Annotated in this window: 25 protein-coding genes and 2 pseudogenes; 9 read left to right on the top strand and 18 right to left on the bottom strand. The window is 61.7% G+C overall.

What is annotated here, in order from left to right; all coding sequences use genetic code 11:
• Nucleotides 1–337: 337 nt before the first annotated feature.
• From P8H27_RS10020 to P8H27_RS10010, 3 genes are all read right to left on the bottom strand, one after another.
• Nucleotides 338–1,954, bottom strand: coding sequence for an NAD(P)/FAD-dependent oxidoreductase (locus P8H27_RS10020; RefSeq protein WP_289637170.1), 1,617 nt, complete (start codon nt 1,952–1,954; stop codon nt 338–340).
• Nucleotides 1,955–2,094: 140 nt separating this feature from the next.
• Nucleotides 2,095–3,093: a type I glyceraldehyde-3-phosphate dehydrogenase gene (gene gap / locus P8H27_RS10015; protein ID WP_289637169.1), complete on the bottom strand. Its 999-nt coding sequence runs from the start codon at nt 3,091–3,093 to the stop codon at nt 2,095–2,097.
• Between the two features lie 100 nt (nt 3,094–3,193).
• Nucleotides 3,194–3,865, bottom strand: a complete 672-nt coding sequence (locus P8H27_RS10010; RefSeq protein WP_289637167.1) for a COG3650 family protein — start codon at nt 3,863–3,865, stop codon at nt 3,194–3,196.
• A 66-nt stretch (nt 3,866–3,931) separates the two neighbouring features.
• Between P8H27_RS10010 and P8H27_RS10005 the strand changes: the two genes are divergently transcribed.
• Nucleotides 3,932–4,327, top strand: a complete 396-nt coding sequence (locus tag P8H27_RS10005; protein WP_289637166.1) for a DUF488 domain-containing protein — start codon at nt 3,932–3,934, stop codon at nt 4,325–4,327.
• Nucleotides 4,328–4,342: 15 nt separating this feature from the next.
• Here P8H27_RS10005 and P8H27_RS10000 read toward each other — a convergent pair whose 3' ends face one another.
• Entirely contained in the window at nt 4,343–5,044 is a 702-nt protein-coding gene (locus P8H27_RS10000) for a YebC/PmpR family DNA-binding transcriptional regulator (protein WP_289637165.1), read from the bottom strand.
• 342 nt (nt 5,045–5,386) lie between these two features.
• On the opposite strand from P8H27_RS10000, the gene P8H27_RS09995 reads away from it, so the two are divergent.
• Together P8H27_RS09995 and P8H27_RS09990 are read left to right on the top strand one after the other, a co-directional pair.
• Complete coding sequence (locus tag P8H27_RS09995) at nt 5,387–5,818, top strand: universal stress protein (RefSeq protein ID WP_289637164.1); 432 nt, start codon at nt 5,387–5,389, stop codon at nt 5,816–5,818.
• A gap of 90 nt (nt 5,819–5,908) precedes the next feature.
• Nucleotides 5,909–6,340: a universal stress protein gene (locus P8H27_RS09990; RefSeq protein WP_289637163.1), complete on the top strand. Its 432-nt coding sequence runs from the start codon at nt 5,909–5,911 to the stop codon at nt 6,338–6,340.
• Between the two features lie 418 nt (nt 6,341–6,758).
• Here P8H27_RS09990 and P8H27_RS09985 read toward each other — a convergent pair whose 3' ends face one another.
• Complete coding sequence (locus P8H27_RS09985; RefSeq protein ID WP_289637162.1) at nt 6,759–7,016, bottom strand: hypothetical protein; 258 nt, start codon at nt 7,014–7,016, stop codon at nt 6,759–6,761.
• Between the two features lie 594 nt (nt 7,017–7,610).
• Between P8H27_RS09985 and P8H27_RS09980 the strand changes: the two genes are divergently transcribed.
• Nucleotides 7,611–7,937: a carboxymuconolactone decarboxylase family protein gene (locus P8H27_RS09980; RefSeq protein ID WP_289637160.1), complete on the top strand. Its 327-nt coding sequence runs from the start codon at nt 7,611–7,613 to the stop codon at nt 7,935–7,937.
• Nucleotides 7,938–8,126: 189 nt separating this feature from the next.
• Here the strand turns inward: P8H27_RS09980 and P8H27_RS09975 are convergent, their stop codons facing one another.
• A complete protein-coding gene (locus P8H27_RS09975) occupies nt 8,127–8,408 on the bottom strand; it encodes a peptidylprolyl isomerase (protein ID WP_289637158.1) in 282 nt (93 codons plus the stop codon).
• Nucleotides 8,409–8,583: 175 nt separating this feature from the next.
• Here P8H27_RS09975 and P8H27_RS09970 point away from each other — a divergent pair, with 175 nt between their 5' ends.
• Nucleotides 8,584–8,922, top strand: a complete 339-nt coding sequence (locus P8H27_RS09970; protein WP_289637156.1) for a hypothetical protein — start codon at nt 8,584–8,586, stop codon at nt 8,920–8,922.
• A gap of 285 nt (nt 8,923–9,207) precedes the next feature.
• Here P8H27_RS09970 and P8H27_RS09965 read toward each other — a convergent pair whose 3' ends face one another.
• On the bottom strand, nt 9,208–9,573 hold the full coding sequence (locus P8H27_RS09965; protein ID WP_289637154.1) for an STAS/SEC14 domain-containing protein: 366 nt from the start codon (nt 9,571–9,573) through the stop codon (nt 9,208–9,210).
• 334 nt (nt 9,574–9,907) lie between these two features.
• Between P8H27_RS09965 and P8H27_RS09960 the strand changes: the two genes are divergently transcribed.
• Nucleotides 9,908–10,057 (top strand): glycine zipper 2TM domain-containing protein, encoded by a 150-nt coding sequence (locus P8H27_RS09960; RefSeq protein WP_308446820.1) that lies wholly within the window; start codon nt 9,908–9,910, stop codon nt 10,055–10,057.
• 592 nt (nt 10,058–10,649) lie between these two features.
• On the opposite strand, the gene P8H27_RS09955 is transcribed toward P8H27_RS09960, so the two are convergent.
• The 5 genes and pseudogenes from P8H27_RS09955 to phbB all read right to left on the bottom strand — a co-directional run bounded on the left by P8H27_RS09955 (nt 10,650) and on the right by phbB (nt 15,749).
• On the bottom strand, nt 10,650–11,984 hold the full coding sequence (locus P8H27_RS09955; RefSeq protein WP_289637152.1) for a diguanylate cyclase domain-containing protein: 1,335 nt from the start codon (nt 11,982–11,984) through the stop codon (nt 10,650–10,652).
• Nucleotides 11,985–12,193: 209 nt separating this feature from the next.
• Nucleotides 12,194–12,493, bottom strand: a complete 300-nt coding sequence (locus P8H27_RS09950; protein WP_289637150.1) for a hypothetical protein — start codon at nt 12,491–12,493, stop codon at nt 12,194–12,196.
• Nucleotides 12,494–12,658: 165 nt separating this feature from the next.
• On the bottom strand, nt 12,659–14,365 hold the full coding sequence (phaC, locus tag P8H27_RS09945) for a class I poly(R)-hydroxyalkanoic acid synthase (protein WP_289637148.1): 1,707 nt from the start codon (nt 14,363–14,365) through the stop codon (nt 12,659–12,661).
• 147 nt (nt 14,366–14,512) lie between these two features.
• A pseudogene (locus P8H27_RS09940) lies at nt 14,513–14,929 on the bottom strand (beta-ketoacyl synthase N-terminal-like domain-containing protein); the annotation flags it as partial.
• Nucleotides 14,930–15,005: 76 nt separating this feature from the next.
• On the bottom strand, nt 15,006–15,749 hold the full coding sequence (phbB, locus tag P8H27_RS09935; protein WP_289637146.1) for an acetoacetyl-CoA reductase: 744 nt from the start codon (nt 15,747–15,749) through the stop codon (nt 15,006–15,008).
• A gap of 473 nt (nt 15,750–16,222) precedes the next feature.
• On the opposite strand from phbB, the gene phaP reads away from it, so the two are divergent.
• A complete protein-coding gene (phaP, locus tag P8H27_RS09930; protein ID WP_289637145.1) occupies nt 16,223–16,792 on the top strand; it encodes a TIGR01841 family phasin in 570 nt (189 codons plus the stop codon).
• 85 nt (nt 16,793–16,877) lie between these two features.
• On the opposite strand, the gene phaR is transcribed toward phaP, so the two are convergent.
• Nucleotides 16,878–17,414: a polyhydroxyalkanoate synthesis repressor PhaR gene (gene phaR / locus P8H27_RS09925; RefSeq protein ID WP_289637143.1), complete on the bottom strand. Its 537-nt coding sequence runs from the start codon at nt 17,412–17,414 to the stop codon at nt 16,878–16,880.
• Between the two features lie 474 nt (nt 17,415–17,888).
• Here phaR and P8H27_RS09920 point away from each other — a divergent pair, with 474 nt between their 5' ends.
• The gene (locus tag P8H27_RS09920; protein ID WP_289637141.1) at nt 17,889–18,737 is read left to right on the top strand and encodes a CAP domain-containing protein; all 849 of its coding nucleotides are present in this window, start codon (nt 17,889–17,891) and stop codon (nt 18,735–18,737) included.
• 6 nt (nt 18,738–18,743) lie between these two features.
• On the opposite strand, the gene P8H27_RS09915 is transcribed toward P8H27_RS09920, so the two are convergent.
• Both P8H27_RS09915 and P8H27_RS09910 read right to left on the bottom strand, forming a co-directional pair.
• On the bottom strand, nt 18,744–19,157 hold the full coding sequence (locus P8H27_RS09915; RefSeq protein WP_289637140.1) for a hypothetical protein: 414 nt from the start codon (nt 19,155–19,157) through the stop codon (nt 18,744–18,746).
• 272 nt (nt 19,158–19,429) lie between these two features.
• The gene (locus P8H27_RS09910) at nt 19,430–19,888 is read right to left on the bottom strand and encodes a BRO family protein (protein WP_289637138.1); all 459 of its coding nucleotides are present in this window, start codon (nt 19,886–19,888) and stop codon (nt 19,430–19,432) included.
• A gap of 480 nt (nt 19,889–20,368) precedes the next feature.
• Between P8H27_RS09910 and P8H27_RS20640 the strand changes: the two are divergent.
• A pseudogene (locus P8H27_RS20640) lies at nt 20,369–20,509 on the top strand (GNAT family N-acetyltransferase); the annotation flags it as partial.
• A gap of 83 nt (nt 20,510–20,592) precedes the next feature.
• Here P8H27_RS20640 and P8H27_RS09905 read toward each other — a convergent pair.
• The 3 genes from P8H27_RS09905 to P8H27_RS09885 form a co-directional block, all read right to left on the bottom strand.
• On the bottom strand, nt 20,593–20,892 hold the full coding sequence (locus tag P8H27_RS09905; protein ID WP_289637136.1) for a hypothetical protein: 300 nt from the start codon (nt 20,890–20,892) through the stop codon (nt 20,593–20,595).
• 551 nt (nt 20,893–21,443) lie between these two features.
• On the bottom strand, nt 21,444–21,980 hold the full coding sequence (locus P8H27_RS09890; RefSeq protein ID WP_289637134.1) for a transposase: 537 nt from the start codon (nt 21,978–21,980) through the stop codon (nt 21,444–21,446).
• 229 nt (nt 21,981–22,209) lie between these two features.
• Nucleotides 22,210–23,529 (bottom strand): hypothetical protein, encoded by a 1,320-nt coding sequence (locus P8H27_RS09885; protein ID WP_289637132.1) that lies wholly within the window; start codon nt 23,527–23,529, stop codon nt 22,210–22,212.
• Nucleotides 23,530–23,646 lie beyond the last annotated feature (117 nt).

The following is a 23,646-nucleotide window of genomic DNA, read 5'->3' as shown; positions in this document are numbered from 1 at the left end:
GCGGCGACGAGCTCCTATTCTCATGCGCGTGCCGTTGCAGGCTGAGACCAGTGTGAGAGCTGGCTGCTGGGAAACTGAATAAGTCTTGGTTGCGCAGGTGAGCTCTGTCGAGGTTGCACGCAATGAGGCTGTGGATGAGGGGCTGCCGGGGGTGTGGCCAGGCGTTTTGCTAGCGGCGTCAGGCGCTAGATCGCCACCGTGCGTGTCTGCCAGACTCTCAGCCAAGATGGCGCCGCCCGGGCAAGGAGCCGAAGTCCTTGGCCTGGGCAACGTTATTAGTCTGGAATGGACTCAAGTCAGGCAGTAGGCCAACGTCAATCCAAGGAGGTGAGCGGGCTCAGGTGTTCGCAAGCCCCAACATCTCCCGCGCCAGCGCCTCGGCCACCCGAATGCCATCGACCCCGGCCGAGAGAATGCCGCCGGCATAGCCCGCACCTTCGCCGGCTGGGTACAGGCCTCTGACGTTGAGGCTCTGCAGGTCGGCGCCGCGGGTGATGCGCAGCGGCGAGGAGGTGCGCGTCTCGATGCCGGTGAGCACCGCGTCGTGCAGGGCGAAGCCCTTGATCTGCTTGTCGAAGGCCGGCAGCGCTTCGCGGATCGCCTCGATGGCGAAGTCCGGCAGGGCCAGGGCCAGGTCGCCCAATTTCACCCCGGGTTTATAGGAGGGCTCGACGCTGCCCAGCTCGGTCGAGGGCCGCCCGGCGATAAAGTCGCCGACCAGCTGTCCCGGCGCTTCGTAAGTGCTGCCGCCGAGCAGGTAGGCTTGGGACTCCAGGCGTTCCTGCAGCTCGATGCCGGCCAGCGGCCCGCCCGGATAGTCCTGCTCCGGAGTGATGCCGACGACGATGCCGGCATTGGCATTGCGCTCGTTACGCGAATACTGGCTCATGCCGTTGGTCACCACCCGGTTAGGCTCGGAGGTAGCCGCCACCACGGTGCCGCCCGGGCACATGCAGAAGCTGTACACCGAGCGGCCGTTGCTGGCGTGGTGCACCAGCTTGTAGTCGGCGGCGCCGAGCTTGGGGTGGCCGGCGTATTTGCCCAGGCGCGCACGGTCGATCAGCGATTGCGGGTGCTCGATGCGGAAACCCACCGAGAACGGCTTGGCTTCCATGAGCACGTTGCGCGCGTGCAGCATGCGGAAGGTGTCGCGCGCGCTGTGGCCGAGGGCCAGGATCACGTGGCGGCTGAGGATCTGCTCGCCAGTGTCCAGCACCACGCCCTGCAGTTGGCCGTCTTCGATCAGCACATCGCTGACCCGCTGCTGGAAGCGCACTTCGCCGCCCAGGGCTTTGATCTCCTCGCGCATGCTGGCGACCACGCCGGTCAGGCGGAAGGTGCCGATATGCGGCTTGCTGACGTAGAGGATTTCCTCCGGCGCGCCGGCCTTGACGAACTCCTGCAGCACCTTGCGCCCCAGGTGTTTGGGGTCTTTGATCTGGCTGTACAGCTTGCCGTCGGAGAAGGTGCCGGCGCCACCCTCGCCGAACTGCACGTTGGACTCGGGGTTGAGCACGTTCTTGCGCCACAGGCCCCAGGTGTCCTTGGTGCGCTGGCGCACCTCGGTGCCGCGCTCCAGCACGATCGGGCGCAGGCCCGCCTGGGCGAGGATCAGGGCGGCGAAGATGCCGCAGGGGCCAAAGCCGACCACCAATGGGCGTTCTTCGAGGGGCTGGCTGGCCTGGCCGACCGGCTGGTAGCTGGTGTTCGGGGCGGGGCCGACATGCTTGTCTTCGCTGAGCCTGGCCAGCAACGCCGCCTCGTCGCGCACGGCGAAGTCGAGGGTATAGATGAACTGCAGCTCGCTGGATTTTTTGCGCGCGTCATAGCTGCGCTTGAACAGGCTGAAGTCGAGCAAGTCGTGATCGTCGATGCCCAGGCGTTGCAGCAGGGCGGGGCGCAGGGCCTCTTCGGGGTGGTCGAGGGGCAGTTTCAGTTCGGTGATGCGCAGCATGGGGCAATCCAGAATCAGGGCCGGAGGCAACCCGGCAGCTTGGGTGAGGCGGCGATTATAGGCGGGTTCGAGCGCACAGGGTGGGCCGCGCGGCATTTACCGAGGAGCGGCAGGGCGCATTGCGCGCCCTGCGGATGGCATCAGGGCTTGAGCCAGGCCAGCAACACATCGAGCATGCGGTTGGCGAAGGCCCACTCGTTGTCGTACCAGGCCAGCACCTTGACCAGCTCGCCCTGCACCCGGGTGTGGTTGAGGTCGACCACGCAGGACACCGAGTAGCCATTGAAGTCGCGCGATACCAGCGGCAGCTCGTTGCACTCCATCACCCCGGCGGGCATCTGTTGTGCGCCTTGCCGCAGGGCGGCATTGATCGCCTCGCGGCTGGTCGGGCGCTCGGCGCTGAACGTCAGGTCGAGCAGCGACACATTGGCCGTCGGTACCCGCACCGCCAAGCCATCCAGGCGTCCGGCCAGCTCCGGCAGAACCAGGCCGATGGTCTTGGCCGCGCCGGTGCTGGTGGGGATCGTCGACAGCGCCGCGGCCCGGGCGCGGTAGAGGTCGCCATGGGCATTGTCCAGCAGGTTCTGGTCGTTGGTGTAGGCATGCACGGTGTTGATCAGGCCTTGGCGGATGCCCACGGCCTGGTGCAGCACCTTGGCCAGCGGCGCCAGGCAGTTGGTGGTGCAGGAGCCGTTGGAGACGATCTGCTGGCTGCCCAGGCGCTCGTGGTTGACGCCATAGACCACGGTCAGGTCGGCGCTTTCCAGCGGGTGCGAGAGCAGTACCCGCGAGGCGCCGGCGGTCAGGTGCTGCTCGACCTGGGCGCGTTGTTTCAGCTTGCCGGTGCACTCCAGCACCAGGTCGACGCCGAGCTGATCCCAGGGCAGCTCGACCGCCTCGCGCTCGCGCAGCAGGTGGATCGACTGGCCATTGACCTGCATCGAGTCCTCGTGCATGCCGACATGCCCGGGAAAGCGGCCGAAGGTCGAGTCGAAGCAGGTCAGGTGCACCAGGGTGACGGGATCGCAGAGATCGTTGATCGCGATCAGGTGCAGCCTGTTTTCCAGTTTGCGTTCGACCAACGCGCGCAGCAGCGCCCGGCCAATACGTCCATAACCATTGATAGCGATACGCAGCATATGTCACCCCCATTCACTGTGTAGCCTTCAGCTTAGGTGAATGACGGCTTGCCGTAGCGGCAATCTGGCGCTGGTCGTGTAAGCAGAGCGTGGCGCGCGTTCAGTCGTTGCGCGCGCCGCCGAAGTAGGCGCAGCCGCGCATCACTGCACCGTTCAGGCGCAGTTCGGCAGACAGGTGCTGCAGCGCGCCGCTCATGCTGTCGACACAGCGTTGCGGCGCGGCCCAGAGTTGCAGGCGCTGGCCGTTGGCTTCACTGCTCAGGTTGAGGCGGCCTTCCGGCAGTTGTTCCTCCAGGTAGGGCAGGGCCAGCGGCTGCTGGCCTGGGCGGTTGAGAATCAAGCCCTGGCTGCTGACGGCCACGCTCCAGCTTGGCTCCTGGCCGCTGGCGTGGAGGAGGGTGCGCTTGAAGTTGAGGTCGGCGCAGCCCTGGCCTTCGCGTTGCAGGCGGTACACCCGGCCGAGCGTCAATTGGCCATCCACGCCGGCTCGCGGGCTGGCCGCCAACTGGCCGCGCAGGTCGACGAACAGCGGGCCGGGGCCGGCGGCCAGCAGTTCGCTCGCGTCGCGCATGAGGTCGGCCGCGCCGTCTTCGCCGATGACGAAATGCCGCTGCTCTTGGCAAGGGCGCAGCAGCAACTGTCCGGCGTCCAGGCTGAGTTCGCCTTGCAGGCGGATGTGTTTCGCCGAATCGGCCTGGGGTTTTTCGCTGAACACCTGGCAACTGGCAAAAAGCGGCAACAGGGCAAACAATAGGGTGCGGCTAAGGTGCATTGGAGCTCTCCTGGCAAGAGCGGCCACGGTACTCAGGCATATGGGCGATCACAAGGGTAGAGGTCGATGATTCAGTGCAAGCGGGTATACGAGGGGGTGGCGGCGGCGGATGGCCGGCGGGTGTTGGTCGACCGGCTATGGCCGCGCGGCTGCAGTAAGGCAACGCTGCAGTTGGACGCCTGGTCGCGCGAGGTGGCGCCGTCCGCAGAGCTGCGGCGCCAGTTCGGCCATGCGCCCGAGCTGTTCGCCGAGTTTCGCCAGCAGTATCGCCGCGAGCTGGCCGCCCACCCCGAATATTGGCAGGGGCTGCTGGAGAGCGCCGAGAAAGGCACCCTGACCCTGCTGTTCGCCGCGCGCGACCTGCAGCTGAACAACGCCCAGGTGCTCGCCGAGTTTCTCGAGGATGAACTGGATCGCCGCGCCGAGCCGAGCTCGCCGGTCTGTTATGCGAATCGGCTGTAGGCGCGTGAGTCCCTGCTAGCCGGCCAGGCCGACATAGACGTTCTGCACATCGTCGTGGCCGTCGATGGCCTCGAGGAAGGCTTCGACCTCTTCCAACTGGGCGTCCGTCAGGCTGGTGACCGGGTTCTTCGGCCGATAGCCCAGGTTGGCCGAATTGACCGTGAAGCCCTGCTCGGGTAACGCCCGGCACACGGCGTCGAGATCGGTCAGCTCGGTGATGAACAGGGTGTTGCCCTCATCGGACGCCTCGAAATCCTGGGCGCCGGCTTCGATGGCGGCCAGTTCCGGGTCGGCGTCGCTGTCGCTGGAAGCTTCGATCAGGCCAACGTGGTCGAAGTCCCAGGTTACCGAGCCGGAAGCGCCCATCTGCCCCTTGCGGAACAGCACGCGGATCTCGGCCACGGTGCGGTTGATGTTATCGGTCAGGCATTCGACGATCACCGGCACCTGGTGCGGGGCGAAACCTTCGTAGGTGGTGCGCTCGAAGTTGACGGTTTCCCCGCTCAGGCCGGCGCCTTTCTTGATTGCGCGCTCCAGGGTGTCTTTGGGCATTGAGGCTTTTTTCGCCTGATGCACGGCCAGGCGCAGCTTGGGGTTCATCTCCGGATCGGCACCGTTACGCGCGGCGATCATGATTTCTTTCACCAAGCGGCCGAAAATCTTGCCTCTGGCGTTGGCGGCGGCTTCTTTAGGTTTGGCTTTCCATTGTGCGCCCATGCGGATTCTCTTGGTCTGTGCGGGTGGATAAGTAGCCGGGGTTTTACCGGTGATGCTCCGCCCCGATGAGCGGCAGCCAGCAGAAAATCAGGGCTACGCGGTTAGACCACGGATTTTAATCGGTCTGTCTGCGCATGGCACCCTTTGATTGACCATGCCCCTTCGCCAAGGCTCGCGACCATCTATGAGCAGCGACTGCCGCGGTCAAGTTGGCCAGGCGCGGGGCGCTCGAGACGAAGGCGAATCGCCACAGACCCCGCGGCTTGTCGACACTTTGCGGGCGCAGTCGGCTGCCCGGGGCGCTGGTCTATGCTTGTCGTGGATCAGCAGAGGAGACAGGTTATGCGCAAGGTATTGGTTGCCTTCGACGGTTCGGACAGCTCGAAGCGTGCGCTGCAGTACGTCATCGATTTTGCCCGCGATCACGCAGCGACGCTGGAGGTGCATCTGCTCAATGTGCAGTACGAACCGGTGCTGTATGGCGAGTACGTGACTGGCGAGTTCATCGATCAATTGCAGCAGTCACTGTTGGTGGCGGCTGCCAAGGCGCTCGAGTGGCCGGTCGATCAACTGCAGGCAGCCGGTATCGGCCATAAAACGCACACCGCGCTCGGCAACGTGGCCGCACAGGTGAGCGAATTCGCCGACCGGCTGGGCTGCGACACCGTGGTGATGGGCACTCGCGGCCTGGGCAGTTTCACCGGCATGCTGCTGGGTTCGGTGGCCACCCGGGTGATCCATGAAGTGTCGGTGCCGGTGCTGCTGGTGAAATAACCGGCCAGTAACCCAGGGCCGATCGTTGCCAGGCTCCGCGCGAGGTTGCGCCGGTCTATGCTTGTAATGGATTGGTAATGGAGACGCGTGATGCGCAAGATACTGCTTGCCTTCGATGGTTCTGACAGCTCAAAGCGTGCCCTGCAGTACGTGATCGATTTCGCCCGCATGCATGCTGCAACGCTGGAGGTGCATCTGCTCAATGTGCAGCATGAACCCGCGATATATGGCGAATACGTGGATGATGAAATGATCGGCAATATGCGCCAGTCCTTGACGGTGGCAGCCAATGAAGCGCTCGAATGGCCGGCGGATCAATTACAGACAGCGGGAATTGCCCATGAAAAGCACACCGCCTCCGGCAATGTGGCGGAGCAAGTGAGCCTCGCCGCCAAGCATCTGCAGTGCGATACCGTGGTGATGGGCACTCGCGGTCTGGGCAGCTTCGCCGGCATGCTGCTGGGCTCGGTGGCCACGCGGGTGATTCATGAGGTGGCGGTGCCGGTGCTGCTGGTGAAGTAGCCGGTTAGCCATCGCGATGGCGCTCACCGCAGCGGAAGATGTCGGCGGCTTTTCAACGGCTATGCCGTGGTGATGCGGTGCATGGGCCGGTGCGGGTTGCCCGCAAGTTCAGGCCGCAACCAAGTCGAGCGGCGCAGGCGGATTCCCCCCGCAACGCCGACCTGACGCGTGCCCGATTTGGCGAGGGTGCGCCGGGCTGACAGATGCAGCTTGGCGCACCCTATTGACCAGGGCATCAGCCTGAATTCGAACCTGGTGTTGAGCTACCTGGCCTTCGGCGCGACCCTTCTCGACTTTGGCGTGTGGAGTTGAGGTTCGCGGCGTTGCTGCTCGACGAACGCCTTGGTTCGCGGCAAGCGCTGGGCGCGGCTGCGGGTCACGCTCGGGCTGTTGCTCAACCTTGGCGGTTGTACCGACGCTAGCGCTTGCCCATGGAGCGGCGGGTGCCATTCGGTGCCGGGCCGATCTTCTTCTCGTGAGCGGACTTGCTGCCCTTCTGCTGCCAGGCTTGATTGCCGCGCTTGGCCGAGGCGAGCGTTGCGGCGCAGAACAGCGAGGCAAAGCCAGGCAGGCCGGCTTTTTTAGCCGGGATCGGCTCGTCGGGGGCGGCGGTGCCGGGTTCAGCGTCGGCAGCCTGAGCGGCGAGCGTGGGGTCAGGCGAGTGGGTGCTGGTCATGGAAGGTCTGCGGCTGCCGAGGGAAAAGTGGGGCGCGAGTATACCTGGCTATCAAGCGCCGCCCTATTCCGTTGAGCGAGGGTACGAGCAGTTTGCTGCGCCGGGCTTCCAGGCCGCACCCGAGCGTTTAGGGTTCCAGGTTGGTCTGTCGTAACGAGCGGCCTGCTAGTGGCCTGATCGATTAATCCGTTTATCCATGGACTCAAGCCTGTCCGCAACCTTGTAGGAGGCGCGCCCCGCGGCGAATGCAGCCCGCAGGGCTGCCAAGTTGTGGTGTCGCGGTGCAGGACAACGGCTTCGCCCCGAGGTCGGGCCGCCCACAGATAAGACTCAAACCGGCGAATTTGAAGTAATCAACTAGCCAAACAGTCCTCTCGCGAGATTATCGCCACGCAAAATCCCCAACATGGCGTGTCAGGCCGTCGCAATGACCCGCTAGTCCAAGACGTTGCCCGCGCCAGGGGCTCGTGCGCGGTCTGCCGTCTGGCCGCACCCCGTCATCTTTCGCGTCAGGCGGACTAACCTGAGTTAACAGGCCGTCCTGCCTGAGCCGCAAGGCAAATTCCGGCGCACGCCCAACACGAGGAGAGCAGCATGGAAAACAAAAGAGAGCTCGAGACCTATCAGCGTTTCAGGAAGCAACACCCGGATTATTTCGACGCCGTGGAGGCGCTGGGTAAGGCCGTGCGCAATGCCGGCCCGCTGGAGCAGCAGGTCGTTCAGTTGGTTCAGCTCGGCGCGGCGGCGGCGATCCGTTCCGAGGGCGCAGTGCATAGCCATGTTCGGCGGGCACTGGAAGCGGGGGTGACGCCAGAACAGATCCATCACGCGCTGCTCTCGCTCACCAGCACCATCGGTTTTCCGACGGTCGTGGCGGCGTTGAGCTGGGCGGACGATGTGATGGGCAAGACCAAGCCTTAGCAGGCCGTTGAAAAATGTAGCGAGCGACGGCCAGGCAAGGCGAAAACGGCCGCAACGTAGCGCAGTTTACGTGCTGTAAATGAGCGTTTTGAGGCCGTTTTCAACGCGGCATAGCCTAGCGCAGTAGTTTGTCTACGGCCTGCTAAACGGAGAGGGTAGTGCCCACGCAGAGCCTGGGCACAAGCGAAGTCAGTCCTGGCGGCTGGTGACTTCAAGCAGGTGAAAACCGAACTGGGTTTTCACCGGGCCTTGTACGACATTCAGCGGGGCGCTGAACACGACGGTATCGAATTCCTTGACCATCTGACCGGGGCCGAACGAACCCAGGCTACCGCCGTCGCGGCTGGACGGGCAGGTGGAGTTGTCTTTGGCAACTTGAGCGAAGTCGGCACCGCCTTCGATAGCGGCTTTCAGTTCGAGGCATTTGGCTTCGGATGCAACCAGGATGTGACGGGCAGTGGCTTTGGCCATGGGGGATTACTCCTTTCAAATAGACTGCAAAGCCTACCGCAATCGCCGAGCTATTCAAACGCCGGTCTTGATGAGGCGCGCTCGGCGGCAATGGATCAACGTTTCCTCGGGCTTGTCTAAAATTAGACAGGAGGGGCATGACAGCCCCCGGGCATCCACTTCAGGAGGTCTAGCCATGAACACCTTGACCATTGAGGGCTGGTGCAAAGCACGCGGCGCCAGCAGATCTACTCCGGCGGGAAGCTTCCATTTTCGCGTCAGTGAGCCCGATCATTTGCGTCTGGAGCAGGCCGAAGAGCGTTTGCAGAAGACCCACGAGCCAGAAGCCCTGGTCGATGCCGACATGAGCCGCATGGAGTTGGATATGCCGCAGGGGTGCGGCCCCTTGTCCGATTGCCAATGGCGCGTCTATTTGAATGAGAACCAGCGTGGCCAATTCCACTTGGTCGGGCATCGCGCGAGTGATGGCGGCCTGGTTTACACCAACGCGGTCATGATTGACCAGTTGGGTTAGCAGGCCGTTGAAAAATGTAGGCGAGGCAGCCAAGACAAGGCAAAAATGGCCGAAAAAGCGGAGTTTACGTGGTGTAAATGAGCATTTTGAGGCCATTTTTAACGCAGTATTGGCAACGCAGGTAGTTTTTCAACGGCCTGTTAGCCGCCTGTTGCCCGGTTTCGCAGGGGGGGTGTCTGCCTCGGATTGCGCCTAGGCTCCGTGGCGCAGGGCATGCTTGCCCCCTGAGCGATGCCGGCTGCTGCGATTTGTCGGCGCTGTTCCGTTCCAGGTTCCTTACGAAGCCTACTGTTGCAACCAGGCTTCGGCCTCCGCCTCCTGAGACAGATCGAATGCCTTGATCTGCAGACCCGGAATCAACGCGCCCTCAATTTCGCTGGCCTTTCTCACCCATTCCTTGTCGGCGACCACCGCCATGCGGTCGAAACGCCGAACAAAGCGGAACAGTTGCGGGATGCGCGCCAGCTCGACGGCCATTGCGCCCAAGGTAGGTAGGGAAAAATCGCCGATGCGATAAAGCATCAGGCCGTGTTCGATATCTTCGGATTGATGGCTCAGTTCATCCAGTGCGACGCGCATTTCGGCGCTGTCGAGCTTGCCGGAGAACTCCACGTCGATGCGATTCTCGCCGTTGCGCATTACCTTGAACATAGCGACTTCTCCACGGGGTGGGTGTGACTCCCACAATACGCCGCCTAGCCGAGCGCAGCAGGTTTTTAACGGCCAGTTAATGGATAAGTGACTTTGCGGCACGGGCAGCGACAGCTTCCGAAGCAGTTAACCCACGGCGCCCGATCGCTATGCGCGTTAACGTACAGACGGCTGGTCGCCAGCCCATGGACAATGAAACGTTACCTGTGCGTGAGCAAATTGAGCGCCAGGGACATTTATCAAGTTGTGCACTGGAGTACCTCATATGGGCATTTTCAAGCTTGTTTCCACCGCCGTCTTGCTCTCCGCTTTAGGGCTGAGTGGCTGCTCTAACATGACCCATCAACAGAAGGGTACTGCTGTAGGTGCTGCCGTCGGTGGCGTGGCCGGTAACGTGCTCTGCGGTGGCGTGCTGTGCACCGGTGCCGGCGCCGTGGTGGGCGGGGTGATTGGTCACGAGGTCAGCAAAGACAAGAAAAAATAAACTCGCCGGCGTTAGCGCCTGGTGAGCACGCAAGGTGCACATCGGGCCGAGCGTTGGATGCGATCAGGCCGAGGGCGGCGCTCGGTTGATTTATTGCAAAAGGGCTTTGGCCGCGAAGCCCGCTTCGGTTAATTCCTGCTATGTCTCCTCGGTGACGATCCATGCCCAGGGTTAACCTGTAGCCAGGCTATAATGTGAGAAAAGGCGGTAGATCGATGCCTGCGCTGGCCTGGATTAGGGTGGGTTCACTTCCCCTTCGGCCTGGAGATACGCAACAACTGGATCATCGGTTGCCCTCTCGACGACGCCCGAGCCGTGTTGGCCTCCGGCGTAGTTTGCCGCTACTGGCCCGCGTGGCATATGGCCAGGTAGAGTCAGTCGAGCCTTGATATGGCGGCTCAGTTATAGACCCAGCGCACGAGCTTCCCGGGCTGGTAACCACGAGCGGCCGGGTGTCGGCCTTGGATTGCAACTGGTGTGGGTCGATCCGGCAACGCTGCAATGCTTGCTCAACCATGATGCACTGGCTGGGAATCAGCAGTGGTATAGGTTGCAGGCGTGGATTGGAAACCGCCAGCGCCAGCCTGGTCGACTACGGGGCTGGGCAGGCAGGGCTTGGTTCGCCAGCGTTCGCCATGCCCAGGCAATATTGGTTGTTGCCGTTGCGCTTGGCCGCGTACATCGCCTGGTCGGCAATGTGGATGAGGCTGTCGATGTTCGGCCCGTGCTCTGGAAACATGGCAATGCCAAGACTGGCGCCGACCCGATGGCTGGCATTACCGAGGTCGATCGGCTGGGATAGCCGCTGCAGAATCTTTTCGCTGATTAATTGCGCCTCGTCGTGCAGGCTCTCGCCCAGTGCCAGCCCCTCGATAATCACCACAAATTCATCGCCGCCCAGCCGCGCCACCATGTCGGACTCGCGCAATGCCTGCTGTAAGCGTTGTGCCGTGCTAACCAATAGTCGGTCGCCAACGGCATGCCCGTGCTTGTCGTTGACTTGCTTGAAGCCATTGAGGTCGATAAATACCAAGGCCACCCGGGTTGCATTGCTGCGTGCGCGCGCCAGCGCATGGGTTAAAAACTCCTCAAGCAGCAAGCGGTTGGGCAACCCGGTCAGCGGGTCGTGGCGGGCGATTTTTTTCAGTTGGTTGACCGAGGCTTTTTCTTCGCTGATGTCGCGCACGATGCCCATCATCTTTACCGGTTGGCCACAGGCGTCCTTGACCACGTTGCCGGTCTCGCGCAGCCAGTGGATGCTGCCGTCAGGCCAGATCACCCGATATTCTTCATCATGGTTATGGCCGGTTTCAATGCAGCGCAGCTCACCGGCCCGCACGCGCTCGAGGTCATCCGGGTGGACGCAGGTACAGAACAGCTCATAGCTCGGAGTTACTTCGCCGGCCTTGAAGCCGAACATGGCGTAGATGGCCTCCGACCAATACAACTTGTCGGTATCGATCGACCAGTCCCAGGTGCCAATGCTGGCGAAGTACTGACTGCGCTTGAAGCGTTCGGCATCTTCGACGGGGTTGTCGTGCAGGGACGTCAACTGGACCAGGACGAGGGCATGGCCATGAGTGGCCGCTGCCACTCGACTGACACCCACGGCCTGCTGCTGGCCATCCACCGACAGCAGGATGCGCTGGCGAGTCAGGGCTGTGGTGTGCTCGCCGGGTTGCGGCCACCAACGCTGCAGCGGCGTGCCTTGCAGCGTTGCGGCGGGATTGCCCAGCATCCTTGCCGCGGCGGCGTTATGCACACTGACGCGGCCGTCGTGACCCACCAGCAACAGCCCCTCGGGAAGGGCGTCGAGCAAGGCGCGATGTTGTGCCAGCTGTTGTTTCACCCGGCGCAGGCACAGCAGCACAAGTGCCGAGAAGACGATCAGTAGCGCAGCGATGATGGCGAGGCTGGTGGCAAGCATTGGCTTCCGTGCACGGGAGTGAAGAACAGGTCGCTGAAAAACGGCCGATGGCGGCCAGTATGCCCGGTAACTATGCCCGGTAACTATGGGGATAAGTACTTGGTCGTTATCGGGAGATACCCGAAGATCCGGCCTGGCAGCACCGCACAGATCTGCCGGCGGGTGATCGGTGATGGCTATCGCCGCGCTCAACCACATCCTCCAAGCGGTTACTTGGTGGCATCCAGGCGCTGATCGGTGAACACGCAGAGCACACCGGCTCGGTTGTGCATCACCTGATGATTGAAGTCGCAATAGGCCGCCGCCACGCTCAGCGCCATCTCCTCGCTGATCAATGTTCCCTGATTCGGACGGAACCAGGCCATCTGGCCGGGCTTGCAGCGCTCGGCCTGGGGGTCGGTGTTGTAGGTGCACAGGCCAGCTTGTTCGATGCGCGGGGCATCGTCGAAACAGGCGGACAGAGACAGGGCAGCGGTACTCAGCAGGAGCAGGCGGATGAGGGGGCGCATGGCAGGGTATCCCGACTATCAAAGAAAGGGTGCGGGTTTAGTGTCGAGAATGTTGCGAAGGTTCCGTTGCCGCCGGGTTGATCGCGTTCATGCGCCAGTTGCAACAGAACCACCGGTCGGGGCCGCGCCGTCGCTGCCCCGGTCGGTTGCATTGGCGCGCCCGGCTCAGTCGCGTTGTTTCACGTACTGACCGGGTGCCGCCTCCAATGGCGGGTACTGCTTGGAACCGAGGCGGGCGACCGGCGCGGCGCTTTTGCCGGCGTATTCGCTCAACCATTCGATCCAGTCGCTCCACCAGCTGCCGGGGTGTTCCTCGGCGCCAGCCAGCCAGGTGTCCGGGTCGGCCTGCAGCTCGGGGTTGGTCCAGTAGCCGCGTTTGTTCTTCAGCGGCGGATTGATGATCCCGGCGATGTGCCCGGAGCCGCCGAGCACGAAACGCAGCGGGCCCTTGAACAGGCGGGTGCTGGCATAGGCGCCGGCCCAGGGCACGATATGGTCATCGCGGGTACCGACCAAGTAGGTCGGCATGTCGAGTTTGCCCAGATCGATCACCTCGCCGCAGCATTGCAGCTTGCCGCTCTTCAGGTCGTTCTGCAGGTAGGTGTGGCGCAGGTACCAGCAGTACATGGGGCCGGGCAGGTTGGTGCTGTCGTTGTTCCAGTACAGCAGGTCGAGCGGTCGCGGCTTTTGGCCCTTGAGGTACTTTTCGACGCTGTAGTTCCACCACAGCTCGTTGGGCCGTAGCTGCGAGAAGGTGTTGCCCATGTCCTCGCCGCGGAACAGGCCGCAGGCTCCACCCTTGCCGCCGATGGTGCGTTCGCGGTAGCCGACGGTTGCTTCGTCGATGAAGATGCTGAGCACCCCGGCGTCCTCGTAGTCGAGCAGCGAGACCAACAGGGTCAGGCTGGCAGCCGGCTTCTCGCCGCGCGCGGCCAGAACCGCGAGGCCGCAGGCGAGCAGGGTGCCGCCGACGCAATAGCCGAGGATGTTGAGCTGTTTCTGAGTACTGATGCGCTGGGTGACCTGGATCGCCTCGAGGATGCCCTGCTCGACGTAATCGTCCCAGCTGGCGTCGGCGATGCTGGCGTCGGCATTGCGCCAGGACACCAGGAACACCGGGTGGCCCTGCTCGAGGGCATGGCGCACGAACGAACTCTGCGGCTGCAGGTCGAGGATGTAGAACTTGTTGATCATCGGCGGCACGATCAGCAGCGGGCGCTGGTGCTGTTGTTCGCTCTGCGGCGCGTACTGGATCAGCTGGATTAGCGAATTCTGATAGACCACCTGACCCGGGGTGGTGGCGAGATTGACGCCGACCTCGAAGGCGCCACTGTCACACTGGCGCAACTTGCCTTCGCGCATGTCGCTGGCCAGGTTCAGCAGGCCGCTGAACAGGCTGGCGCCCTGGGTTTGTACGGCACGTTCGAGGGCTTCGGGATTGCTGTTGAGGTAATTGCTCGGCGCGGCGGCGGCGACCAGTTGTTCCACCAGGTAGTGCAGGCGCTGCCGCATCTTGCCGGATTCGATCGGCAGCTCTTCGAGCAGGCGCATGAAGAAGCGCGAGTTGAGCAGGTAGAGGGCTGCCAGCGAGCCGAACAGCGGCTGATGCCAGGCGTTGCCGGCAAAGCGCGGGTCGCTGAAGGTGAACGGCTGCTGGGTCAGCGTCTGCAGGCTCAGTTGTGTCCATTCGCCGTTGTATTCGGCCTGCAGGCGCTCGAGGACAGCGCCATCGACCTCGAACCAGGCATCGGTTTGAATGCCCTGGAACCAAGGGTTTAGGCGTACCCAGAAGCGCAGTTGTTCCACCGCCAGGCGCACGCCGAACGGCAGGTTAGGCGAGAAGAAGGGGGTGAAGGGCGAGGCGTTTTCCATAACCAGTGTCCGCTATCTGAAAAGACTGCTGATGCTCAGGCGGCTGCCTGAGCGGTGCCGGCGTGACCCTTAAGCCAGGCCGGGGTCGGTCGTTCGGCCCTAACCGCGTTCGACTGCCAGGGCGATGCCTTGGCCGCCACCGATGCACAGGGTGGCCAGGCCCTTGCGCAGTCCGGTACGCGCCTTGGGCAGCACATAGGGGGCCAGGCTCATGTTCTTCTGGCCGCCGGCGATGACCAATTCGGCATCGCCGCAGCGGATCGCCTGGGCAGCCAGGTGCACGGCCTTGAGGCCGGAGCCGCAGACCTTGTTCAGGGTCAGTGCCGGGACTGCAGGGGGCAGGCCGGCCTTGAGCGCGGCCTGGCGCGCGGGGTTCTGCCCGGCGCCGGCGGTCAGCACCTGGCCGAGGATCACTTCGTCGATGGCGCTCGGCTGCACGCCGGTCTGCGCCAGCAATTGGCGAATCACGGCAGCGCCCAGATCGGGCGCGGAAATGCCGCTCAGACCGCCCTGAAAGCTGCCGATGGCGGTACGGGTGGCGGCGACAATGACAACATCGTTCATGTTCAGACCTCTACGGCAAACAAGGGAGGAGGCGAGTGCCCGCTGGGGCAGCCGCCAACAATCAGCCGGGCCCGGTTCAGGCCATGTTCAGGCCGCCGTTGACCGAGAAGTCGGCGCCGGTGGCGTAGCCGGCTTCTGCGCCAGCCAGCCAGGCGACCATGGAGGCGATCTCGTCGGGTTGGCCGAGGCGCCCGGCCGGAATCCCGGCGACGATCTTCTCCATCACGTCCGCGCGGATGACCGCGGTCATGTCGGTCAGGATATAGCCGGGGGAAATGGTGTTGACGGTGACGCCCTTGCTCGCCACTTCGCGGGCCAGCGCCATGGTGAAGCCGTGAATGCCGGCCTTGGCCGCCGAGTAGTTGGTCTGGCCGAACTGGCCACGCTGGCCGTTGACCGAGGAGATGTTGATGATGCGACCCCAGCCGCGCTCGACCATCGAGTCGACGACCTGCTTGGTGGTGTTGAACAGGCCGGTGAGGTTGGTGGCAATCACCGCGTTCCAGTCGTCCGGGGTCATGCGCTTGAAGGTGGTGTCGCGGGTGATGCCGGCGTTGTTGACCAGCACGTCGACCGCGCCGATCTGTTCGCGCACCTCGGCGAAGGCCCGCACGCTGTCGTCCCAGTCGGTGATATCGCCCGTCACGCAGTGAAACTCGAAGCCATCGCGGCGTTGCTGCTCCAGCCAGGCCTCCTTGCGCGTGGACTGCGCGCTGCAGCCCACCACCACGATGAAACCGTCACGGTAGAGGCGCCGGCTGATTGCCGTGCCGATACCACCCATGCCGCCGGTTACCAGTGCGATTCGCTTGTCCGTCATGCTGATTGAGCTCCATTTTTTCAAGTGAAAGCCGGGGCAGCCGTTGCCGGATCGGACAGAGCGCCTGGCCCGCCTGGCGGCGGTCGAGGCTCATCCGATGCTGCCCAGGCGAGTCGATCATGCGCGCGAATTGTGAAGAGATGAATACGACTTATGGGTCAAATAGTGAATGCTGCGTCAGTGTTCCGGGGTTGAGTATGCATTGATTTACGCTATGCAAAAATTAATTTCTGGATTTCGCTTTGTCGTCACCTTGGCGACATGAAACCTTGCTATCAGATGGGCTTTTCGCCCTTGTGGCGCTGGGTTTGTACGGGGCGGCTCGATTGTTGCGAGGCGATGATGGTTTTTTTGCAGTGCAAAAAAATAGTTGCACGCGAATCGAAGATCGCCAAGAATGAGTCAGCGGGTCGGGTGCAGCAGCACACGACAGCATGGCTTTTCGACCTTTCTATCCCCAGGAGACTCACCCCATGTCTTTCTTCGATTCGGAAAAACTGCAGGCTGACCAGAAAGCCAACCTCGACCTGCTGGAGCAGGTGAACGGCAAGGTTCTCAAAGGTGTCGAGCAGCTCAGCCAGCTGCAACTCGCCGCCATGCGTGCCGTCAGCGAGGAAGGCTTCGACAGCGCCCGCAAGTTGTTCTCCGCTCGCGATCCGCAAAGCTTCTCGGCAGCCTTCGGCAGTTTCGCCAACCCCGCGCAACAGGCCGAGCGCCTGCTGGAGTTCAACCGCAAGGTCTACGACCTGATCTCCGCCACCCAGGCCGATATCGCCAAGCTCGGCGAGCGTCAGGCGGCCCAGGGCACCCAGCAGATGCAGGATCTGGTCGCCGAAATCGCCAAGAATGCGCCCGCCGGCACCGAGTCGGCGGTAGCCATGCTCAAGTCGGCCGTCGAGGGCGCTGGCAGCGTCTATGAGAGCGCGCAGAAAACCGCCAAGCAGGCGGCGGAAATGGCCGAGAGCGGGCTCGCGGCAGCGGCCTCGGCCGCCGGTCAGGCCACCCGTGAGGCGGGCAAGGCGACTGGCGGTGCGCGCAAGTAAGTCTGTTTTAGCGTGACCTGCAATGCCCCGGCGCTGCCGGGGTCATTGCAGGGTTTTGCGGGGAACTGCTGCAAGACAAGCCGCTTCAGGCCTTGTCGTCATCCTTGCTGTTCTTGTTCTTGTCTTTGTCAGCTTGGCCAGCCGCACCGGGAAAACCCGGGAACAGGCCGAACAGGTTCTGCGTGTTCAGATAGAGCTGCTTGGACTGCTCGACATATTGCCCCATCACCTTCTGCATCATCGGCACCTGGCTGCTCATGAAATCGCTCCAGGCCTGGGACGATTGCTGGCCGGTCTGCGCCTGGATGTCGGTCACCGCCTTGATGCTGTTTTCCAGATAGCTGCCGAGCATGCCCTGGAAGGGGCCGTAGAAGCGGATGATGCCCTTGAGCATGTCGCTGGAGAAGATCGGCTCGCCATCGCTCTCGGCTTCCTGAATGATCTGCAGCAGGATGCTGCGGGTCAGGTCTTCGCCGGTCTTGGCATCCACCACCTGGAACGGTTCTTCCTCAACGACCAGTTTGCGGATGTCGCTCAGGTTGAGGTGGGTACTGGTCTGCGTGTCGTAGAGGCGACGATTGGGGTACTTCTTGATCAGGCGAACCTGCTTCCGATCAGACATGCTGCGGACTCTTGCGCAGAGGATTAGATTGCCATGGTAACTCAAAGCACGCAGGGCGGGACTTGCGCCCAGTGCCTGCCAGTGGCCTGATCGATTACTCCGTCTATCCATGGACTCAAGTCCGCCCGCAACCTGGTCGGAGGCGCGCCCCGCGGCGAATGCAGCCCGCCGGGCTGCCAAATTGCGGGGGCGCGGTGCAGGACAACGGCTTCGCCCCGAGGTCAACCGCCTCGAAGGCAACGCAGCGCTGCTGTGCGGGCAAATAGCCTCGACCCCTTCAGTGTTCCGCTTGGGGCGTCCCGGCCAATGGCTGGGCCGAAAGCCTTGCCCGTCCTAGGCTAATTCGGATCCGCCTTTAGGTATCCTTGATCCTGGCTGGGCGTCGCTGCGTTCAACCCATGCCACGAGCTTTAACTGTGCGCAGATCGGGGCGGAATCAAGCATCATGGCCAGCACAGATTCTGGGAGGTTTCCATGGGTGTGAATTCATTCGTTGTGCGTTTGGCGGCCTGGTCGCTGGGGCTGCTGGCTACTGCGGCCATCGCCGCCGAGGAGCCGCAACTGCTCGAGTCGATCAATGCCTACCGCAGCCAGGTGCAGCGCTGTGCCGGGCAGGCGTCCGAGGAGCTGCCGCCGCTGGCGGCCGATTCGCGCCTGATCCTGCCGGTTGTTGGCGCCGTCGATCTGCAGCAGGCGCTGGCCGCCGCGGCCTACCCCATGGTCAACGTGCAGGCCATCAGCCTGTCCGGCCCGCGTGATGCACCCTCGGCGATGAAGGTGTTGCAGGAGAGCTTCTGTCAGACCCTGCTCGACCCGCAGTTTGTCGATATCGGCGTGAGCCGCCTCGAGCGCGACTGGCGCATCGTGCTGGCGCGACCGCTGCTGGGCGGGCGCCTGGGCGACTGGCAGGCGGAAGGGCAGAAACTGCTGGAACAGATCAACGCCGAGCGCGCACAGCCGCGCCAGTGTGGCGCGCAAACCTTTGCCGCCGCTGCGCCGCTGGTCTGGAACGCCGCGCTGGGCTCGGTGGCCATGGCCCACAGCCGGGCCATGGCCAACGGTAACTACTTCGCCCACAAGGATCGCGACGGCCGCACGCCGGGCGACCGGGCGGAGCTGGGCGGTTATGTCGGCGGGACGATCGGCGAGAACATCGCCGCCGGGCGGGAGACCTCGCGCCGGGTGGTCGATGGCTGGTTGGCCAGCCCCGGTCATTGCGCCAACCTGATGAACCCACAGTTCCGTGAGTTGGGGGCCGCTTATGCCGTTGATCCGCAGAGTGATGCGGGGATTTATTGGACGGCGCTGTTTGGCGCGCCGTAAACCGTTTTAGGTTGCCGGCCGCGGAATAAACTTGCGCACATCCAGGTGATAGAAACGGCGCTTGCCATCCTGCTCCAGCCATAGACCGTGCTCATCGGCTTCCGCCTGGCTGGCCGTGATAACAGCCTGCGCAATGCGTCCTCGTTGCGGGTGCAGATAACCCGGCACAAAGGCTCCTTCGCGGTATTGGAAATCATGCACCTTGCCGGTGGCAATCTCCGGAGCCTGCGGGTTGTAGCTGATTTCCCACACCTCACCCAAAGCGCCGCTGACCACGACAAAACTCTGCCGATTGGGAAAATGCCAATGCTGATCCACCTGGGTGGCTGCATGGCTTGCATCGGCATCAGTCAGCGGCCAGCGCAGATTTTGTTCCCCATCGCAGAGCATCAGGCCGCCGGCATACGCTTGCAGGTACACCTTTTGCGACTGTTCCAGGACTGGCGCATCGGCAAGCGGGCACCCTGCCTGAGCATGGGTAGCCAGAAGTGCAGCAAGCATCATGGGAAACCGGCGCATGGCGTGGCCTTTTCTGAGTGGCTCGGCTTAACACTGTAAAAGGCGCTGGGCGAACAGGGGATGATTTGAAACAAGCCGCAGCGTTTGCCTGGAGAATACGCCCGAGCTGCTTTCGATAATGGCGGGGCAGAAGCATCAAACTCCGCCAGGGCGGGGTTTGATGCTTTATTTCGCTACGCCTGGCCGCTGATCAGGCGAGGTAGTTCGCTATAGGGCACCCACAGTTGACCTTGCCAGTGCAGCACACCCAGCTCGAGCGCCTGCCACCGCAGCAGGCGGCGACGCGGGGCGGCATCGCAAGCCTGGTTCTGGTCGCGCAACAGCGGAATCACCTCGTGGGTCAGCCATTGGCGCAGGCAGCGGTTTTCCGGGTGGTAATAGTGCAGTAGCGCGACGTAGACGCCGGATTCGCTGATCAACAGCGCCTGCTCATAGCCACCATCGCCGCTGCGCAGCCGGGCGACCTGCAACTGATCGTCATCCAGGCTGCGCCGCAGCCCGTCCTCGATGCGGTGGTTGAGCAAACGCCCGAGGTCGCGAGCGGCGAACCAGGGCTGGCCATCCAGCAACAACGCCCGCAGTTGGCGGCGATGACGGGTGAACGTGGTGGGGATCAACACTTCGTCATGCATGGCGCACCTCCTGGCAGGAGGCGGCATGAGTCGTGCGGGTGTGCGGCGAACGGCCTTCGGGCCGAAGGCGGGTGACTGTAGGCATATCCATTACCTCTGTGTGAATACAGCTTTCTTAGGGCTAAGGTGCCGGGAGCTAAGAAACCCCACACAGAGGGCCGGACATATTCCCCTTTCGGGTCTTGTATTCGCCCACTCCCGACATAACAGAGGTGCATTTTTTGCGCGCAGGGTAAAACCGCAGGCACAAAAAAGCCGCAAACTTTCGGGAGCGGTCAGGCCGCTGTGTGGATCAAGACGTTTCTTAGGCGCCGGCCGTGAGGGTAGGCGGTAGATGCGGAGGGGTCAAGGTTCCTTGGATTTCCATGGTTGCTTACCTGCGGCCCAGTTGCTGGATTGATTGATCGTTCCCACGCTCTGCGTGGGAACGCAGCCAGTGACGCTCCGCGTCACGCATCCTACCGGTCGACCTCGATCAATCTTCCCGGGGTGGACGCGCTGGAGTTCGCCGACCTGTTCATCCTCAAGAAATACCGCCGCCAGGGCATCGGCCGGGCGCTGGTCGAGCAGGTGATCCTCGCCAGTCAGCAGCCCTGGGTGGTCAGCCTCTACCTGCAGGATCCGCTGGGCGCCATACTTACCCCGTCCGGCGCGGCATCAGCCGTGCTTCGCTGGCGAAGCCGGTGCGCGGGGCGAACGGCTCGCTACTCCATCGAGCGCGCCCTGCCCGACAGGCGCTGCACGACGGCCTGCTCACACAAGCGGAAGAGCAGGTAGCAGGCCATCGCCAGCAGCGCCATCAGCGTGAGCTGGGCAAACTGCAGCAAGCCGCCGCTCATCAGTGCCATCCAGCCATGCCTGACGATAAAGACGGTATTGCTGCTGAGCAGGTGAACCAGGTCGATGGTGAAATAGCCAAAGGCCAGAAAACTGACCGTCATCAGCAAGAAACTCACTACCAGGTGACGGTGTAACCAGCGATAAAACGAACTGTAGGCCTGCATGGTCGCTCCCGTGGCGATGGTCGTCTGCTTGGGCACCCTCGCGGCCGGCATGGGGCTGCCACGGCGGCGAAGGCATACAGGAAAGGTAGCTGAGCCGAGGACTGGGCGGGCTCGCCGACAGGAGGGAACGCGCCGCGTCCGGCATGCCCAGGGGCTGGGCTGGCCAGGCCCGTTCTGGCGATTTTTGCCGGTAGGCTAAGATGCTGCTGATCGTTCCCACGCTCTGCGTGGGAACGCAGCCAGTGACGCTCCGCGTCACGCATCCCACCGGTCGACTTCGATCAGTCCCGCCTGCCCCGCGTAGTTCCGGGCACTGGAGTAACGCCAGTGCTCCGCCCGATCCACGTAGCCCCGCTGATCGTTCCCACGCTCTGCGTGGGAACGCAGCCAGTGACGCTCCGCGTCACGCATCCCACCGGTCGATCTCGATCAATCCTGCCTGCCCCGCGTAGTTTCTGGCACTGGAGTAACGCCAGTGCTCCGCCCGATCCACGTAGCCCCGTTGATCGTTCCCACGCTCTGCGTGGGAACGCAGCCAGTGACGCTCCGCGTCACGCATCCCACCGGTCGACCTCGATCAATCCTGCCTGCCCCGCGTAGTTCCTGGCACTGGAGTAGCGCCAGTGCTCCGCCCGATCCACGTAGCCCCGTTTGAGTGGGTTGTGGTGGATGTAATCGAGCTTTTCCCGCATCACCTCGGAGCTGTAAACCAGCTCCGCATGTGAACCTTCCTGCCAGAGTTGGTGCACACGGTCGCCCTTGTGCGCACGTTTGGCGAAGCGCAGTCGCTCCAACAAACGTTCTGCTCCTCGGGCTTGCAGGTGGTCAATGATCTGGCGTGCCGTGAATGACTTGAATCCACTGACGCATTTGCCCAAGTCAGGTGCCTGGGCGATGAAGTGCAGGTGGTTCTCCAGTACGACGTAGCCGTAGAGGCGCAAGCCTTGGTTTGCCTGTTGATAGCGCCAGCAGTCGAGCAGGATTTCGACCAGAGCGGGGCGGGTGAACAGCGGTAGCCACTCCAGCACTGTGCAAGTGAGGAAGTGTGGTTTTTCAGATTCGATGATGACGTAGCGGCTGCGGCCCATTGGATTCTTCCTTGAATCGGCTGGCTGTGAATGGAATAGGGCGGTTTCTCTATCTGCGATGATCCCCATGCTTTGCGGAGGAGCCTAGCCCGCCGCGCTCTGCGTCGCCACCTGAGTTGCGGGTAGGTGGACGCTGGAGCGTCGAAGGCTGCATTCCCACGCGGAGCGTGGGAACGATCTGAAACGAAGAAAATAAATTTGTCACCTTTTTCCTTTTTCCCCTTTTTTATTAAGAAAGACTTTGAGCAGGATCAGGATGTGGTATTTCGCTCATAACCTCGTTAGGGGAGCAATTGTCGATGAAAAAATAGAGGGTCGAGTCGACAATTTTTACACGACGAGTCCCTCTGTCATAGTCAAATAGCGGGGGGACTATCTTTGCGTTTGTTTGTATTGTGGGGAGGCGCAATAGCATGCCAGTGACGTCAGAGGTTCTCACGTTGTCTGGTGTTGGGTGTTGCTCTCTAATTAGTTCTTGAAGCCACTTTCGTTCAATGCCATCTTTGAGCTCTTGATAGGAGCGGTTAACTAGAACGCGAACCAAGTGATATGGAAGATAAAGTGCTTCGGTATCTTCAGTTGCTCTTCTTGTTCGAGAACCGGCTGCGATCGATTCAAGGCTTCTGACATGCCGGGATGCATATTCATCTACTTTCTCCTTTATCGAGAGGTCAATGGTGGCTATGTCATTTATAACAAAAGGTTGTGTTCCGTTGTGGTGTTCAAGTAAATTGCATTTTTCACATACTTTTTTGATTATTTCTTGCACTACAGCAACGCTACCATGAGCTTGCTCGAATATTTTTCTCCGAACATTTTCTTCAAAAATGACATTCATGTGAGGCTCGCCAGTATTTACTAGCTTCTCGAAATCTGGAATCTCCCAAGGCTCCACAGGTATCTCCGCAATTCTGTCTTGGAGATCTCCGTTGAATTGTATAAGGCGGTTTGCTTCTCTCCAGACGCCAAGAATAATGAAGCGGAGCCCCATTTCTTCGAATGTTCTCAAATCAAAGGCAAATGCGGATTGAACATCTGGGGTTAGGTAGTGGAAGTTTTCCACTACAAAAAATAGATTTTTATTGTTGGTTTTTTGCAGTATTTCTCCCACGTCTTGAGCTAGCAATAAGTTGAACTCAATAGGTTTTTTAGTAATGCTTTCATTATTTCCAGCAGTTGCACTTCCGCTGGTTTCGGCCTCCCCCTTTCCAAAAAAAGGTATTAAGGCAGTGAATTTTGCAGTCACTGATGCTTCAACTTCGCGAGATGTTTCACTCGCCTTTTCGGTTGTTACTTCTACACCCATTTGTCTCAGTAATGATCTATATAAGTCTTCGGTAGAAGTTTGTGGGCTGCAGTGAACGGTTACACGTTGGTCTTCAGGTACGTGGCGTTGAACTAGCGCTGTCTTGCCTTGTTTGGATGATCCGTAGACAATTATCTGTCGGGTCTGTCGGAGCGCACTAGCAAATGCCTCGTCAACATGCTCTCTCTCCGTGTAACTGGCGATGAGATCTTTCGATACTCCAAACACTTCTTCAAGTTTCATGTTTTGCTCGGCTACTTTATTTTTTAAAAAGCCCCGCACTAGGCGGGGCTCTTGATTTTTAATCGCCGCCCCAAACATCCATTTCAGGTAAAGCGCTCTTGATCTTTCAGTGAATGA

Origin of the sequence: Pseudomonas sp. sp1636 (assembly GCF_030376615.1) — a bacterium.
In the GTDB taxonomy this organism is placed as follows: domain Bacteria; phylum Pseudomonadota; class Gammaproteobacteria; order Pseudomonadales; family Pseudomonadaceae; genus Aquipseudomonas.
Note: the sequence above shows the minus strand (reverse complement) of the source record. Positions and strands in the feature narration are given on the sequence as shown.